Annotated in this window: 12 protein-coding genes; all 12 read right to left on the bottom strand. The window is 75.1% G+C overall.

Features of this window, described 5'->3' with window-relative positions:
- Positions 1-48: 48 nt before the first annotated feature.
- A complete protein-coding gene (locus BJP25_RS04980) occupies positions 49-801 on the bottom strand; it encodes a YggS family pyridoxal phosphate-dependent enzyme (RefSeq protein WP_075973581.1) in 753 nt (250 codons plus the stop codon).
- Positions 798-1,505 carry a peptidoglycan editing factor PgeF gene (pgeF, locus tag BJP25_RS04975; RefSeq protein WP_075973580.1) on the bottom strand — a complete coding sequence of 236 codons (708 nt, stop codon included), beginning with the start codon at positions 1,503-1,505 and terminating at the stop codon, positions 798-800. The genes BJP25_RS04980 and pgeF overlap by 4 nt, the downstream gene beginning before the upstream one ends.
- 156 nt (positions 1,506-1,661) lie before the next feature.
- The gene (gene ftsZ / locus BJP25_RS04970) at positions 1,662-2,918 is read right to left on the bottom strand and encodes a cell division protein FtsZ (protein ID WP_075973579.1); all 1,257 of its coding nucleotides are present in this window, start codon (positions 2,916-2,918) and stop codon (positions 1,662-1,664) included.
- A gap of 199 nt (positions 2,919-3,117) precedes the next feature.
- Positions 3,118-3,627 carry a DinB family protein gene (locus BJP25_RS04965; RefSeq protein WP_075973578.1) on the bottom strand — a complete coding sequence of 170 codons (510 nt, stop codon included), beginning with the start codon at positions 3,625-3,627 and terminating at the stop codon, positions 3,118-3,120.
- Positions 3,628-3,666: 39 nt separating this feature from the next.
- On the bottom strand, positions 3,667-4,416 hold the full coding sequence (locus tag BJP25_RS04960; protein ID WP_075973577.1) for a cell division protein FtsQ/DivIB: 750 nt from the start codon (positions 4,414-4,416) through the stop codon (positions 3,667-3,669).
- Positions 4,413-5,831 carry a UDP-N-acetylmuramate--L-alanine ligase gene (murC, locus tag BJP25_RS04955; RefSeq protein ID WP_075973576.1) on the bottom strand — a complete coding sequence of 473 codons (1,419 nt, stop codon included), beginning with the start codon at positions 5,829-5,831 and terminating at the stop codon, positions 4,413-4,415. The genes BJP25_RS04960 and murC overlap by 4 nt, the downstream gene beginning before the upstream one ends.
- Entirely contained in the window at positions 5,828-6,961 is a 1,134-nt protein-coding gene (gene murG, locus BJP25_RS04950; RefSeq protein ID WP_075973575.1) for an undecaprenyldiphospho-muramoylpentapeptide beta-N-acetylglucosaminyltransferase, read from the bottom strand. Before murG ends, murC begins: the two co-directional genes overlap by 4 nt.
- A complete protein-coding gene (gene ftsW, locus BJP25_RS04945; protein ID WP_075973574.1) occupies positions 6,958-8,421 on the bottom strand; it encodes a putative lipid II flippase FtsW in 1,464 nt (487 codons plus the stop codon). Before ftsW ends, murG begins: the two co-directional genes overlap by 4 nt.
- The gene (gene murD, locus BJP25_RS04940) at positions 8,421-9,806 is read right to left on the bottom strand and encodes a UDP-N-acetylmuramoyl-L-alanine--D-glutamate ligase (RefSeq protein ID WP_075974082.1); all 1,386 of its coding nucleotides are present in this window, start codon (positions 9,804-9,806) and stop codon (positions 8,421-8,423) included. Before murD ends, ftsW begins: the two co-directional genes overlap by 1 nt.
- A 5-nt stretch (positions 9,807-9,811) precedes the next feature.
- Positions 9,812-10,909, bottom strand: coding sequence for a phospho-N-acetylmuramoyl-pentapeptide-transferase (gene mraY, locus BJP25_RS04935; protein ID WP_075973573.1), 1,098 nt, complete (start codon positions 10,907-10,909; stop codon positions 9,812-9,814).
- Positions 10,906-12,366, bottom strand: a complete 1,461-nt coding sequence (locus BJP25_RS04930) for a UDP-N-acetylmuramoyl-tripeptide--D-alanyl-D-alanine ligase (RefSeq protein WP_075973572.1) — start codon at positions 12,364-12,366, stop codon at positions 10,906-10,908. Before BJP25_RS04930 ends, mraY begins: the two co-directional genes overlap by 4 nt.
- Positions 12,363-13,934 (bottom strand): UDP-N-acetylmuramoyl-L-alanyl-D-glutamate--2,6-diaminopimelate ligase, encoded by a 1,572-nt coding sequence (locus BJP25_RS04925; protein ID WP_075973571.1) that lies wholly within the window; start codon positions 13,932-13,934, stop codon positions 12,363-12,365. The genes BJP25_RS04930 and BJP25_RS04925 overlap by 4 nt, the downstream gene beginning before the upstream one ends.
- Between the last annotated feature and the right edge of the window lie 33 nt (positions 13,935-13,967).

Genomic DNA, 13,967 nt, shown 5'->3' with positions numbered 1-13,967 from the left:
CGAGTCTCAACCGTCACACCGGGGTCCAGAGTTCCCCGAACCCCTGACTCACCGGAAGGCTAGACCGCGCCTCCCGAGCAGAGCGGTTCCGACACGCACGCACGTCGACCCGTACTCGATCGCCGCCTCAAGATCGTTACTCATGCCGCAGGAGAGCTCGGAAGCAGTGGGATATGTCTCCCGCAGCCGTTCTCCCGCCGACGCCAGGCGCGCGAACGCGGCCTCGGGTCGTCCCCCCAGCGGTGCCACGGCCATGATCCCGCGCAACCGAAGTCCACTCGAACGAGTTATGACCTCGGCCAGCTCCCCGATCCCGTCGACCGGGCACCCGCCGCGCGCCGGGTCGTCGTCCAGGCTCACCTGGATGAGCACGTCCAGGGGGTCGGCGCGCTCCCCGGCGTCCTGGGCGTTGCCCACAGCGCGGTGCAGCGCCTCCGCCAGGCGCACCGAGTCCACGGACTGCACCTCGTGCGCCCACCGGGCCACCGCGCGGGCCTTGTTGCGCTGCAGCTGGCCCACCATGTGCCAGCGGATCGCCAGGTCGGGCCGCTCCGCGCCGATCAGCGCGGCCTTGGGCCCGGCCTCCTGCTCCCGGTTCTCGGCGAGGTCGAGCACGCCGAGTTCCGCCAGGGCCACCGCGTCCGAGGCGGGCCAGGTCTTGCTGACCCCCAGCAGCCGCACCCCGGCCGGGTCGCGGCCCGCGGCGGCGCAGGCGGCCTCGATGCGCGCCCGGACCTCGGCCAGGTTGGCCGCGACCTCCGCGCTGCGCCCGGACCCCGGCTCGGTGCGCCCAGCGGTCATGACGGGTCCACCCAGGTGACCGCGGCCAGTCGCCCAGTGGTGCCGTCCCTGCGGTGGCTGAACAGCGCCTGCTCCTCGCGGGTGCACCGCGGGTCCATGCCGATCTTCGCCACGCCCGCGTCCGCGAGCTGGCGCCACAGCCCGGCGCGCAGGTCCAGCCCCGGCGTGCCCCGGCGGGTGCGGCACGCGCTGCCCGGCAGGTGCTTCTCCACGTCGGTCTGCATCGCCTGCGGCACCTCGTAGCAGTCGCCGCACACCGCGGGCCCGAGCAGCACCTCGACCCGCTGGACGTCCGCGCCCGCCTCCGCCATCGCCGCCAGCGCGGCGGGGACGACCCCGACCCTGGCGCCGACCCTGCCCGCGTGCACCGCGGCCACCACGCCCGCCTCCGGGTCGGCCAGCAGCACCGGCACGCAGTCCGCGACCAGCACCACCAGCCCCAGGCCCGGCTCGGCGGTGACGACGGCGTCGGTGGCCTCCAGCGGCCCGTCCACCGGCCCGTCGACGACCTGCGCGGTGCGGCCGTGCACCTGCTCCATCCACACCAGCCGGTCGGCCCCCAGGCCGAGCTCGCGGGCCAGGCGCCCGCGGTTGGCGGCGACCGCCGCCGGGTCGTCCCCGACGTGGTCGCCCAGGTTGAACGACTCGTACGGGGCCCGCGAGACCCCGCCCTCGCGCGTGGTGACCACCCGTCGTACGCGCACTGTGCACTCTCCACGGCTGAAGCCCGACACCTGCCGAGGACCAACCTATCCGGGCAGACCGACAAAGGCGGGCACCCCCTTGTCGGGGGTGCCCGCCTGTCGTCGTCGAGGCCGCGCCGACCGCCTCCTGCGAGGCGGTGGTGGGGCCGGGTGGGACTAGCGCCGCATGAAGGGCGGCACGTCCACCTCGTCGTCCGGGTCGTCGGTCACCGGCACGGCCCGGCTGGGCAGGCTGCCGGTGCCGCCCGCCAGCGGCCGCGGCACGGCGCTCGGCGGCGGGGTGGCCGACACCGAGGAGCTGTAGCTGGTCGGCGGCGGGGTGTAGGTGCTCTGCGGGGGCACCTGCGGCGCGGCGGGCTCCGGCTCGGGCGGCTGCGGGGGCGGCGTCGGGTCCGCCTGCGCCGAGGCGGTGACCGACGACGACCGGGAGCCGATGGCCGACGGGTCCAGCTTCTTGTGCGTCGGCGCCCCGGCGTCGAAGCCCGCCGCGATCACGGTCACCCGCACCTCGTCGCCGAGCGAGTCGTCGATCACCGTGCCGAAGATGATGTTGGCCTCGGGGTGCGCGGCCTCCTGCACCAGCGACGCCGACTCGTTGATCTCGAACAGGCCGAGGTCCGAGCCGCCCGCGATGGCCAGCAGCACGCCGTGCGCACCGTCCATCGAGGCCTCCAGCAGCGGCGAGTTGATCGCCTTCTGGGCGGCCTGCACCGCCCGGCCCTCGCCGCGCGCGGAGCCGATGCCCATCAGCGCCGAGCCCGCCCCGGACATCACCGACTTGACGTCGGCGAAGTCGAGGTTGATCAGGCCGGGGGTGGTGATGAGGTCGGTGATGCCCTGGACACCGGAGAGCAGCACCTCGTCGGCGGAGCGGAACGCGTCCATCAGCGACACGCCCACGTCCCCGAGCTGGAGCAGCCGGTCGTTGGGGATCACGATGAGCGTGTCGCACTCGTTGCGCAGCTCCTGGATGCCGTCCTCGGCCTGCTTGGCCCGGCGCTTGCCCTCGAAGGCGAACGGCCGGGTGACCACGCCGATGGTCAGCGCGCCGAGCTTGCGGGCGATCGAGGCGACCACGGGGGCGCCGCCGGTGCCGGTGCCGCCGCCCTCACCCGCGGTCACGAAGACCATGTCGGCCCCCTTGAGGACCTCCTCGATCTCCTCGCGGTGGTCCTCGGCGGCCTTGTGCCCGACCTCGGGGTTGGCGCCCGCGCCGAGGCCGCGGGTCAGCTCGCGGCCGATGTCGAGCTTGACGTCGGCGTCGGACATGAGCAGTGCCTGCGCGTCGGTGTTCACCGCGATGAACTCGACACCCTTGAGACCGACCTCGATCATGCGGTTGACGGCGTTCACGCCGCCGCCACCGATGCCGACGACCTTTATCACGGCGAGGTAGTTGTGCGGGGGCGTCATGAGCCGCCTTCCTGATCGGATGCCCTGCGGTGTGCCTGCCGGGGCCGGCCCTCGGCGTCAACCAGAGAGCGGGAGTTATGTCAACCCCGGACTAATCAAGGAAGGTAGGCATAGCGGGACGCGGTATCCAGCCGCCACGCCGAGCGGCGTCGCGGTTGTTGGTCACGGGACGTGCACGCCCCCCGCTGTCGGGCCCCGGTCACTCCCCCGTCGCACCGTCCAGCAGCTCGCGGATGGCGTCGAGGTGCCCGGCGTGCCTGCCGGTCTCCTCGACCATGTGCAGCAGCACCCAGCGCAGCGAGACCGTGCGGCCCTCGAACGTGCCGGTGTCGTCGAAGGCCATCCCGGCCGCGACCCCCCGGCTGTGCGCGCACTCCGCCTCGTACTCCTCGACCAGCCGGGCCAGCGGGACCCCGTCCGGGACGCGGAACTCCGCGTCCGGGTCGGCCGGGTCCCAGGGCGCGCGGTCGTGCTGGCCGTCGAGCACCACGCCGAACCAGTGCGCCTCCACCCACCGCAGGTGCCCGAGCAGGCCCGCGACCGTCATCAGCGGCGAGGGCAGCACGGCGCGGCGGGCGTCGACCTCCGACAGCCCGTGCGCCTTGCGCACCACCGTGCCGCGCAGGTAGTCGAGGAAGCCGTTGACCTGCGCGACCTCGTCGCCGACGTCGGGCGGGTCGACGCGGGTGTCGGGGGGCGCGGAGGTCATGGGGGCATCCTGGCGCAGACCCCCGACAGTTTCGAGCGCTTATCCCGCGATCGTGGGGAACTCGGGGGCCGCCACGTCGTAGGTCTTGCCCGGACGGGTGAGCAGCGGGCCCAGCACGGCGGCCTTGCGCGGGGAGTCCTCCGGCCCGCCCCACACCACGACCCGCCCGTCGCCCAGGGTGAGCCGGACGTCGGCCGGGGTGGGCGCGGCCACGCCCGCGACCTGGCGGACCAGGGCCTCGGGCAGCGCCGCGACCGCGATGGCCGCGGCCTCCCGGCTGGGCTGGTCGGCGGCGGTGAGGGCGGGCAGGCCGGCGGGCGCGGTGGCGACCGTGCTGTAGTCGAAGCCCGACGCGTCGAGCAGGTGCACCCCGTCCTGCTCGGCCACCGCCAGCACCGGGGTGCGCTCGGTGACCGAGATCCGCACGGTCCCCGGGAACGACCGGGTGACCTGCACGGTGTCGACCCGGGGCAGCCGCCGCACCCGCTCGGCCACCTCGTCGGTGTCCAGCCGCACCAGCGGGGTGCCCGCGGCCACGGCGGCGGCCTCGCGCACCGCGTCGGCGCTGAGCCCGCTGGTGCCGCTGACCTGCACGTCCCGCACACCGATCACCGGGGTGAACCACACGACCACCACCAGCGCGGTGACCAGCAGGAACGACCCCAGCACCGTCCACCGGCGGACCAGGTACCGGCGCGGGGTGCGCCTGCGCGCGCGGCGGGGCGGGCGCTCCCCGGCGCGCGGTGGCCTGCGCCGCGCCCTGGTCCGCTGGTGGACGGTCCCGGTCATCCGGTGCGCCGCTCCAGCTCGGCGAGCAGCTCGGGGCCGAGCATCGTCACGTCGCCCGCGCCCATGGTCAGCACCAGGTCGCCGTCGCGCACCAGGCCCGCCACCAGCGCCGTCGCCTTGTCGAACGCGGGCTCGTAGTGGACCCGGTCGGCGGGCAGCGGCACCGCGTCGGCCACCAGCGCGCCGCTGACCCCCGGCTCCGGCTCCTCGCGGGCGCCGAACACGTCGAGCACCAGGACCTCGTCGGCGGCGGCCAGCGCCGCGCCGAACTCGGCGGCGAAGGTCCTGGTCCGGGAGTACATGTGCGGCTGGAACACCACCACGACCCGGCCGTCGCCCGCCGCCGGGCGCACCGCGGCCAGCTGGGCGGCGACCTCGGTGGGGTGGTGGGCGTAGTCGTCGTAGACCCGCACGCCCGCCGCGCTGCCCTTGAGCTCGAAGCGCCTGCGCACCCCGCCGAACGCGGCGATGCCCTCGCCCAGCTCGGTGGGCGGGGCGCCCAGCTCCAGCCCGGCCAGGAACGCCGCGATCGCGTTCAGGGCCATGTGCTCGCCGGGCAGGGCGACCCGCAGCAGCAGCTCCTGCCCGGACACCGACACCCGCGCCTCGCCCAGGCCGCCCTCGGCCCGGTAGTCCAGCAGCACCGCGTCCTCCGGCCCGGACGCGGTGCGCCCGTACCGGCGCACCCGCGCGCCCGCGGCCTCGACCCGGTCGGCCAGCGCGGCCGACCCGGGGTCGTCGGCGCAGGCCACCAGGACGCCGCCGGGCTCGACCCGCGCGGCGAACCGGTCGAACACCTCGGTGTAGGCCTCGACGGTGCCGTGGTGGTCGAGGTGGTCGGCCTCGACGTTGGTCACCACCGCCACCGACGGGGAGAACACCAGGAACGACCCGTCGCTCTCGTCGGCCTCGGCCACGAAGATCCCGCCGCTGCCGTGGTGGGCGTTGGCGCCGGACTCGTTGAGGTCGCCGCCGATGGCGAACGACGGGTCGAGCCTGCAGTGCTGCAACGCCACGGTCAGCATCGAGGTGGTGGAGGTCTTGCCGTGCGTGCCCGCGATGCAGGCCACCCGGTCGCCCGCCATCAGCGCGGCCAGCGCCTCGGAGCGGTGCAGCACCGGCAGGCCGCGCTCGCGCGCCGCCACCAGCTCCGGGTTGTCCGGCTTGATCGCGGTGGACACCACCACCGCGGTCGGGCCGCCGTCGAGCAGGTCGAGGTTCGCCGCGGCCTGGCCCACCGCGATCCGGGCGCCCTGGGCGCGCAGCGCGAGGTTGGCCCGGGACTCCTTGGCGTCGGACCCGGACACCGGCAGGCCCCGGGCCAGCAGGATGCGGGCGATGCCGCTCATCCCGGCCCCGCCGATGCCGACGAGGTGCGCGCGGTCGAGCAGCGCGGGCTCCAGCGGTCCGGTCATCGCCGGGCACCCCGCTCCGCGGCCTCCAGCACCATCCTGGCCAGCACGTCGGCGGCCTCGCGGTGCCCGCTGCCGCGCGCGGCCTGGGCCATCGCCTGCGTGCGGGCCCGGTCGCGCAGGATCGGGATGACCGCCTCGGCCACCCGCCGCGGGCTCAGCTCCGCGTCCGGCACCAGCACCGCGCCCCCGGCGTCGACGACCGGCTGGGCGTTGAGCGCCTGCTCGCCGTTGCCGTGCGGCAGCGGCACGTACACCGCGGGCAGGCCGACCGCCGACACCTCGGCGACGGTCATCGCCCCGCACCGGCACAGGGTCGCGTCGGCGGCGGCCAGCGCCAGGTCCATCCGCTCCAGGTAGGGCACCGCGACGTACGGCGGCGCGCCCATGATCTGCTGCACCGCGAGGGTGTTCCGGCGGCCGTAGGCGTGCAGCACGCCGATGCCCGCCGCGGCCAGGTCCGGCGCCGCGCCCGCCACCGCCGCGTTGATCGACTGCGCGCCCTGCGACCCGCCGGTCACCAGCAGCGTCGGCGCGGTGGGGTGCAGGCCGAAGAAGCGGCGGGCCTCCGCGCGCAGCGCCACCCGGTCCAGGCCCAGGATCGACTGCCGCAGCGGGATCCCGATGACCTCCTCGTCGGGCAGGCCGGTGTCCGGCACCGCCACCGCGACCCGCTCGGCGAAGCGCGCGCCGACCTTGTTGGCCAGGCCCGCCTTGGCGTTGGAGTCGTGCACCACGATCGGCACCCGGCCGCGCGCGGCGAGGTAGGCGGGCAGCGCGACGTAGCCGCCGAACCCGACCACGACGTCGGCGCCGACCCGGTCGAGCACCTCACGGGTGTCCTTGATCGCCGAGCGCACCTTCAGCGGCAGCTTGAGCAGGTCGACGTTGGGCTTGCGCGGCATCGGGACCGGCGGGATCATCTCCAGCGGGTAGCCGCGCTGCGGGACGATCGTGCGCTCCAGACCGCGCTCGGTGCCCAGCGCCACCACCCTGGCGTCCGGGCGCAACCGCATCACCGCGTCGGCCAGCGCCAGCGCGGGCTCGATGTGCCCCGCCGTGCCACCCCCCGCGACCACCACGCACGGGCCCCGGCGCCCCGCGGCGCTCCCACCGGTGGGACCAACGGTCAACGACGTCCTCCTTCAGCGGTCCGCGGTGCCCCGCGGCTCTTCTTCTGCCTGGCCACGGGCGCACCACCCGCTGCCCGGCCGTACCCGGCGCGCCTGCGCAGCTCCTGCGGCGGCGCGCCCCGGTGGCCCGCGGGCCTGCCCGCCGCCCGCGGCGGTGCGGACGGGCGAGCGGGCCTGCGCTTCTTCGGCGGCTTGTAGGGCTCCGGGGCGGGCAGGCGCAGCAGCTTGCCGAACCGGCCGGGGCCCTGCGAGCGCAGCGCGGACACGGCCTCGGGCTCGTGCCGCGCGCAGTTGGCCAGCAGGCCGAACACCGCCATGGTCACCACCACCGAGGTACCCCCGGAGGAGATCATCGGCAGCGTGATCCCGGTGACCGGCAGCAGCCCGACGACGTAGCCGATGTTGATCGCGGCCTGGGCGACCAGCCACACCGTCAGCGTCGCGGACACCATCCGGACCCACGGGTCGATGTTGCGGGTGGCCACCCGCATGCCGACCACCGCGACCATGGCGAACAGCCCCAGCACCAGCGAGCAGCCCAGGAACCCGAGCTCGTCGCCGATCAGGGCGAAGATGAAGTCGTTGTGCACGTTGGGCAGGAAGTCCCACTTGGACGGGCCCTGCCCGAGGCCGCGGCCGAACAGCCCGCCGTCGGCCAGCGCCAGCTGCGCCTGCACCGCCTGGTAGCCCTTGCCCAGCTGGTCGGCCTCCGGGCTGAGGAAGCTGAGCACCCGGTCGAGCCGGTACTCGGTGCCCACCGCCAGCAGGGCCACCCCGGCGACGCCGCCCGCGGCCAGCGCGCCGAAGATGCGCAGCGGGGCACCGGCGAACCACAGCAGCGCGATCAGCACCACGCCCAGGGTCACCGTGCCGCCCAGGTCGGGTTGCAGCATCACCAGCGCGAACATCAGCAGCGCCACCGGGACCACCGGCACGAGCAGGTGGCGGTAGCGGTGCAGCACGGCCCGCTTCGCGACCAGCACCTGCGCCCCCCACAGCGCCAGCGCCAGCTTGCACACCTCGATCGGCTGGAACGAGATGGGCCCGAGGACGAACCAGCTGCGCGTGCCGTTGAGCGTGGCGCCCAGCGGCGTCAGCACCGCGGCCAGGCAGGCGATGCTGGCGATGAGCACGGCCCCGCTGTACGAGGCGATCTTCTCCAGCGGCGTGCGCAGCGCCAGCCAGAACACCACCGACCCGACGCCGACGTACACCAGCTGCTTGATGAACACGGTGTAGAGCCCGTCGCCGGTGCGGAAGGACACCACCGACGACGCCGAGAGCACCATCACCAGGCCGAGCACGGTGAGCAGGCCGAACACGGCCAGCACGAGGTGGAAGGAGGCCAGCGGCCTGCCCAGCCACGCGGTCAGCGCGACGCGGACGGCGGCGACCCGGCCCGGGGCGCGCGCGGGCCTGCGCGCCCGCCCGGCGGACCCGCCCTCGGCCTGGGTGACCATCAGCCGGTCCCGGGGGCACCGCCGGCGAGCAGGTCGCGCACCGCACCGGCGAACGCGTCCCCCCGGTGGGCGTAGTCGCGGAACTGGTCCATCGAGGCGGCGGCCGGGGCGAGCAGCACGACATCACCCGGTCGGGCCGCGGCGCGGGCGGCGCGGACGGCGGCGGTCATGGGGTCATCGTCTCCCGGCGGCACCCGGTGCACGGGGACCTCGGGGGCGTGTCGCGCCAGCGAGGCGGCCACGACCTCGGCGTCGCGGCCGAGGAGCACCGCAGCGCGCAGCCGCCCGGCCACCTCCCGCACCAGCTCGTCCACCGAGGCGCCCTTGAGCAGACCGCCCGCGATCCACACCACGCTCTCGTGGGCGCGCAGCGAGCTGCCCGCCGCGTGCGGGTTGGTGGCCTTGGAGTCGTTGACGTAGCGCACGCCGTCGAGCTCGCCGACCGGCACCGAGCGGTGCGCGCCGGGCTGGTAGTCCAGCAGCCCGCGCCGGACGGCGTCGGCGGGCACGCCGTGCGCGCGGGCCAGGGCGGCGGCGGCCAGGGCGTTGGCCACCGCGTGCGGCACCTGCGGGCGCACGTCGGCGAGGGTGAACAGCTCCTCGGCCATCGTCTGCGGGTCGTCGACGAAGGCGCGGTCGACCAGCAGGTCCTCGACCAGGCCCAGCTCGCCGGGCCGGGGCGTGCCCAGGCCGAAGCCGACGTGGGTGCCCTGGTGCTCGGCGGCCAACCGCTGCGACCACTCGTCGGCGGTGTTGTGCACGACGACCTTCGCGCCGGTGTGCACCTTCCCCTTGGCGGCGGCGTAGTCGGCCATGCCGCCGTGCCAGTCCAGGTGGTCCTCGGCGACGTTGAGCACGACCGAGGCGTGCGCGCGCATCGAGGACTGCCAGTGCAGCTGGAAGCTCGACAGCTCCACGGCCAGCACCGAGTGCCCCGAGCGCACCGCGTCCACCACGGGCAGGCCGACGTTGCCGCAGGCCACCGCGTCCAGCCCGGCGGCGCGCAGCATCGACTCCAGCATCATCACCGTGCTGGTCTTGCCGTTGGTGCCGGTCACCGCCAGCCAGGTCGGCGGGTCCGCGAGCTCCTGGGCGATCCGCCAGGCAAGCTCGACGTCCCCGACCACCTCGACCCCGGCCGCGGCGGCCGCCGCCAGCAGCGGGCTGTCCGGCCGCCAGCCCGGGCTGGTCACGACCAGCTCGGTGCCCGGCGGCGGCTCCTGCGGGGCCAGCGCGGTGGCCACGCCCAGGTCGGCCAGCGCGGCCAGCCGCTCGGCGTCGCCGTCGGCCACCACCACCCGCGCGCCCTCGGCGACCAGGGCCGCCGCGACCCCGCGGCCCGCGACCCCCGCGCCCGCGACCAGGACCGACCGGCCCGCCAGCAGCCCCGTCACAGACCGCCGCCCACACCGCCCGCCGACAACCAGTCGGCGTAGAACAGGCCAAGGCCGAACATCGCGCAGACGCCCGCCAGCAGCCAGAACCGGATGATGACGGTGGTCTCCGCCCAGCCTGCGAGCTCGAAGTGGTGGTGGAACGGCGCCATCCGGAACAACCGGCGCCTGGTCGTGCGGAACACCGCGATCTGCAGCACCACCGACACCATCTCGACCACGAACAGGCCACCGATGATGATCATCAGCAGCTCGGTGCGGGTGGCCATCGCCAGCCCCGCCACCAAGCCGCCGAGGGCCAGCGAGCCGGTGTCGCCCATGAAGATCTTCGCCGGGGCGGCGTTCCACCACAGGAACCCGATGCAGGCGCCCATCGACGCCGCCGCCACGATCGCCAGGTCCAGCGGGTCGCGCACGTCGTAGCAGGCCGCCTCGGGCAGCCGCCCGCAGTCGTGGCTGAACTGCCAGAACGCGATCACCACGTAGGTGCCCAGCACCATCGCCGAGGAGCCACCGGCCAGGCCGTCGAGGCCGTCGGTGAAGTTCACCGCGTTCGACCAGGCCGAGACCGCCAGGTAGCAGAAGACGATGAAGCCCAGCGCGCCGAAGGACACGATGGAGATGTCGCGGACGAACGACAGGTTGTCCGAGGCCGGGGTCAGCTCGCGCTCGTCGGGGAAGCGCAGCGCCAGCACGGCGAAGGCGATCGCCACCACCAGCTGCCCGACCAGCTTGGCCGTCTTGTTCAGCCCCAGGTTCCGCTGCTTGCGGATCTTGATGAAGTCGTCGAGGAAGCCGACCAGGCCCAGGCCGGTGGCCAGCATCAGCACCAGCAGGCCCGAGGCGGTCGGGGATTCCCCGCGCGGGGAGGAGGTGGCGTTGACGACGTGCGAGGTGCCGTAGCCCGCCCACATCGCGATGATGATCGCCACGCCGCCCATGGTCGGGGTGCCGCGCTTGCTCTTGTGGCCCTCCGGGCCCTCCTCGCGGATCTCCTGCCCGAAGCCCTGCCGGGAGAACACCCGGATCAGGTACGGCGTGAGCAGGATGGACACGACCATCGCGACCGCCGCCGCGATGAGGATGCTCTTCACTCGCCCGCCTCCAGCAGCGCGTCCGCGACCCGCCACAGGGCGGCGACCTTGGACGCCTTCACGAGAACGACGTCACCGGGTGCCAGTTCGGCGCGCAGCAGCGCGACCGCGGCATCGACGTCCGCCACCAGCACCGACTCCTCTCCCCACGAGCCCTCCAGGCTCGCCCCCTGGTGCATCGGCCGGGCGTCCGCGCCGACCACCACCAGGCGGTTGATGTCCAGTCGAACGGCGAGCCTGCCCACCTCGTCGTGCGCGGCGACGTGGTCGTCGCCCAGCTCGCCCATGACACCCAGGACGGCCCAGGACCGCCTGCGGTTGCCCGTGCGGGCCATCGTCGCCAGCGTCTTGAGCGCCGCGCGCACCGATTCCGGGTTGGCGTTGTAGGAGTCGTTGACCACCGTGACGCCGTCCGGCCGGGTGATCACCTCCATCCGGCGCGCCGAGACCCGGCGGGCGCCGGAGAGCCGCTCGGCCACCTCGGCGGGCGTCGCGCCCAGCTCCAGGGCGATCGCGGCCGCGCTCAGCGCGTTGCCGACGTGGTGGGCGCCGTGCAGGCCCAGCGCGACGTCGGCCTCGCCCTGCGGGCTGACCAGGCGGAAGGTGGCCCTGGCCTGCTCGTCGAGGCGGATGTCCGCGGCCCGCACGTGCGCGCCCGCGGCCTCGCCGACCAGCACGACCCTGGCCCTGGTGCGGCTCGCCATGGCCGCGACCAGCGGGTCGTCGGCGTTGAGCACGGCGACGCCGTCCTCGGGCAGCTTCTCCACCAGCTCGCCCTTGGTCTTGGCGATGTCCTCGCGGGTGCCGAACTCGCCCAGGTGCGCGCTGCCGACGTTGAGCACGGCGCCGATGCGCGGCGGGGCGGTGTCGCAGAGCGCGGCGATGTGCCCCGGCCCGCGCGCGGACAGCTCCAGCACCAGGTACCGGGTGCCCTCGTCGGCGCGCAGCGCGGTCCAGGGGTGGCCCAGCTCGCTGTTGAAGGAGCCGGGCGGGGCCACCGTCGGGCCCATCGGGGCCAGCACCTGCGCGATGAGGTCCTTCGTCGAGGTCTTGCCCGACGACCCGGTCACGCCCACCACGGTCAGGCCGCGGGCGGTCAGCCGGTCGACCACGACCCTGGCCAGCTTGGCCAGGGCGGCCAGCACGGCGGCGCCGGAGCCGTCGGTGTCGCCGGTCAGGGCCACCGAGCGGGTGTGCGCCTCGGACACCGGCGGCACCACCACGGCGGGGCCGCCCACCGGGCGCGCGGCCAGCACCGCGACCGCGCCCTGGGCGAGCGCCTTGGCGGCGAAGTCGTGCCCGTCGACCTTCTCCCCGGGCAGGGCGACGAACAGCCCGCCCGCGGTGACGGCCCGGGAGTCGAACTCGACCGTCCCCGCCACCACCGCGCCCGGGTCGGCGTCGTGCAGGGTGCCGCCGACGGCGTCGGCGACCTCGCGCAGCGTCAGCGGGATCACCGGGTCACCGAGTCCAGTCGTTCGCGGATGGCCGCCTCCAGCTCGTCGCGGTCGGAGAAGGGGTGGACCACGCCCGCGACCTCCTGGCCGGTCTCGTGGCCCTTGCCCGCGATGACGACGACGTCGCCGGAGCGGGCGGCGGCGACCGCGGTGGCGATGGCCCGCCTGCGGTCACCGATGTCGAGCACCTCGCCGCGCTGGCCCTCGGGCACCGCGCGGGCGCCCTCGACCACCGCGGCGCGGATCGCGGCCGGGGACTCCGAGCGCGGGTTGTCGTCGGTGACCACCAGCAGGTCGCTGCGCCGGGCCGCCTCGGCGCCCATCAGCGGGCGCTTGCCGGTGTCGCGGTCGCCGCCGCAGCCGAGCACGGTGATCAACCGGCCGTCGGAGCGGGCGCGCATGGCGTCCAGCGCGAGCGCGACCGCCTCGGGCTTGTGCGAGTAGTCGACGACGGCGGTGAAGTCCTGGCCGAGCGCAACGCGCTCCATCCGCCCGGGCACCCGCACCCGGGCCAGCCCGCGCACGATGTCCTCGTCGGAGATGCCCACCTCGGCGAGCACGGCGGCGGCGACCAGCGCGTTCGCCACGTTGAAGGTGCCGGGGATGGGCAGCGTCGCGGCCAGCTCGCGGCCGCCGGGGCCGTGGATGGTGAACGACTGCTCGCCCGACAGCGAGGTGGACGCGCCGGAGGCGGTCCAGTGCGCGTCGCCGCCGGTGGCGACGGTGACCGTCCGCGGGGTCACCAGGCGGCGGCCCCAGTCGGTGTCGACGCAGACGACCTCGCGGGCGGAGCGGCCGTCGAACAGCAGCGCCTTCGCCTGGAAGTAGTCCTCCATGTCGGGGTGGAAGTCCAGGTGGTCCTGGGAGAGGTTGGTGAACGCCCCGGCGGCGAACCGCGTGCCCGCCACCCGGCCGAGGCTCAGCGCGTGGCTGGAGACCTCCATCGGCACGTGCGTGACGCCGCGTTCGAGCATCACCGCGAACAGCGCTTGCAGGTCAGGGGCCTCGGGGGTGGTGAACGCGCTGGACAGCCGCTCCCCAGCGATGCGGGTCTCCACCGTGCCGATCAGGCCGGTCGTCAGCCCCGCGGCGGCGAGGCCGGACTCGACCATGTGCGTGGTGGTGGTCTTGCCGGAGGTCCCGGTGACGCCCAGGACCTTCAGCGCGAGCGAGGGCTCGCCGTAGATGAAGCCCGCGAGGGGGCCGAGCACGCCGCGCGGGTCCGGGTGCACCAGCACCGGCAGCCCGCTGTCGCGCACGGCGGGGCGCGCTGCGCCCGCCTCGTCGGTCAGCACCGCGACAGCCCCGGCGGCGGCTGCCTGGGCGGCGAAGTCGGCCCCGTGCGCGCGGGCGCCGGGCAGCCCGGCGAACAGGTCTCCGGGCAGCACGTGCTGGGCGCGCAGGGTCGCGCCGGTGACGGCCACATCGGACACCGGTGCGGCACCGGGGCGGTCGGACCCGTGTGGGCGCGCGGAGGCGCGGGAGGCCAGTGTGGCCAGTGGCACGGGCTGGGTTCGGGAGGGGCGAGGCGGCGCTGTGACTGCCTTGCCGTCGAGCTTGGCGGGCACGGGGCGGAAGGCTACCTGCGCACGCAGGGCTAC

It is taken from the genome of Actinokineospora bangkokensis, from assembly GCF_001940455.1.
GTDB classification, from domain to species: domain Bacteria; phylum Actinomycetota; class Actinomycetes; order Mycobacteriales; family Pseudonocardiaceae; genus Actinokineospora; species Actinokineospora bangkokensis.
The sequence above is the reverse complement of the archived record's forward strand: the minus strand, read 5'-3'. Positions and strand labels throughout refer to the sequence as shown.

Coding starts and splice junctions, on each gene's coding strand:
- ftsW (WP_075973574.1), bottom strand. CDS start 8,421: ATGGTCACCCAGGCCGAGGGCGGGTCCGCCGGGCGGGCGCGCAGGCCC.
- murC (WP_075973576.1), bottom strand. CDS start 5,831: ATGACCGGACCGCTGGAGCCCGCGCTGCTCGACCGCGCGCACCTCGTC.
- BJP25_RS04965 (WP_075973578.1), bottom strand. CDS start 3,627: ATGACCTCCGCGCCCCCCGACACCCGCGTCGACCCGCCCGACGTCGGC.
- BJP25_RS04980 (WP_075973581.1), bottom strand. CDS start 801: ATGACCGCTGGGCGCACCGAGCCGGGGTCCGGGCGCAGCGCGGAGGTC.
- BJP25_RS04960 (WP_075973577.1), bottom strand. CDS start 4,416: ATGACCGGGACCGTCCACCAGCGGACCAGGGCGCGGCGCAGGCCACCG.
- ftsZ (WP_075973579.1), bottom strand. CDS start 2,918: ATGACGCCCCCGCACAACTACCTCGCCGTGATAAAGGTCGTCGGCATC.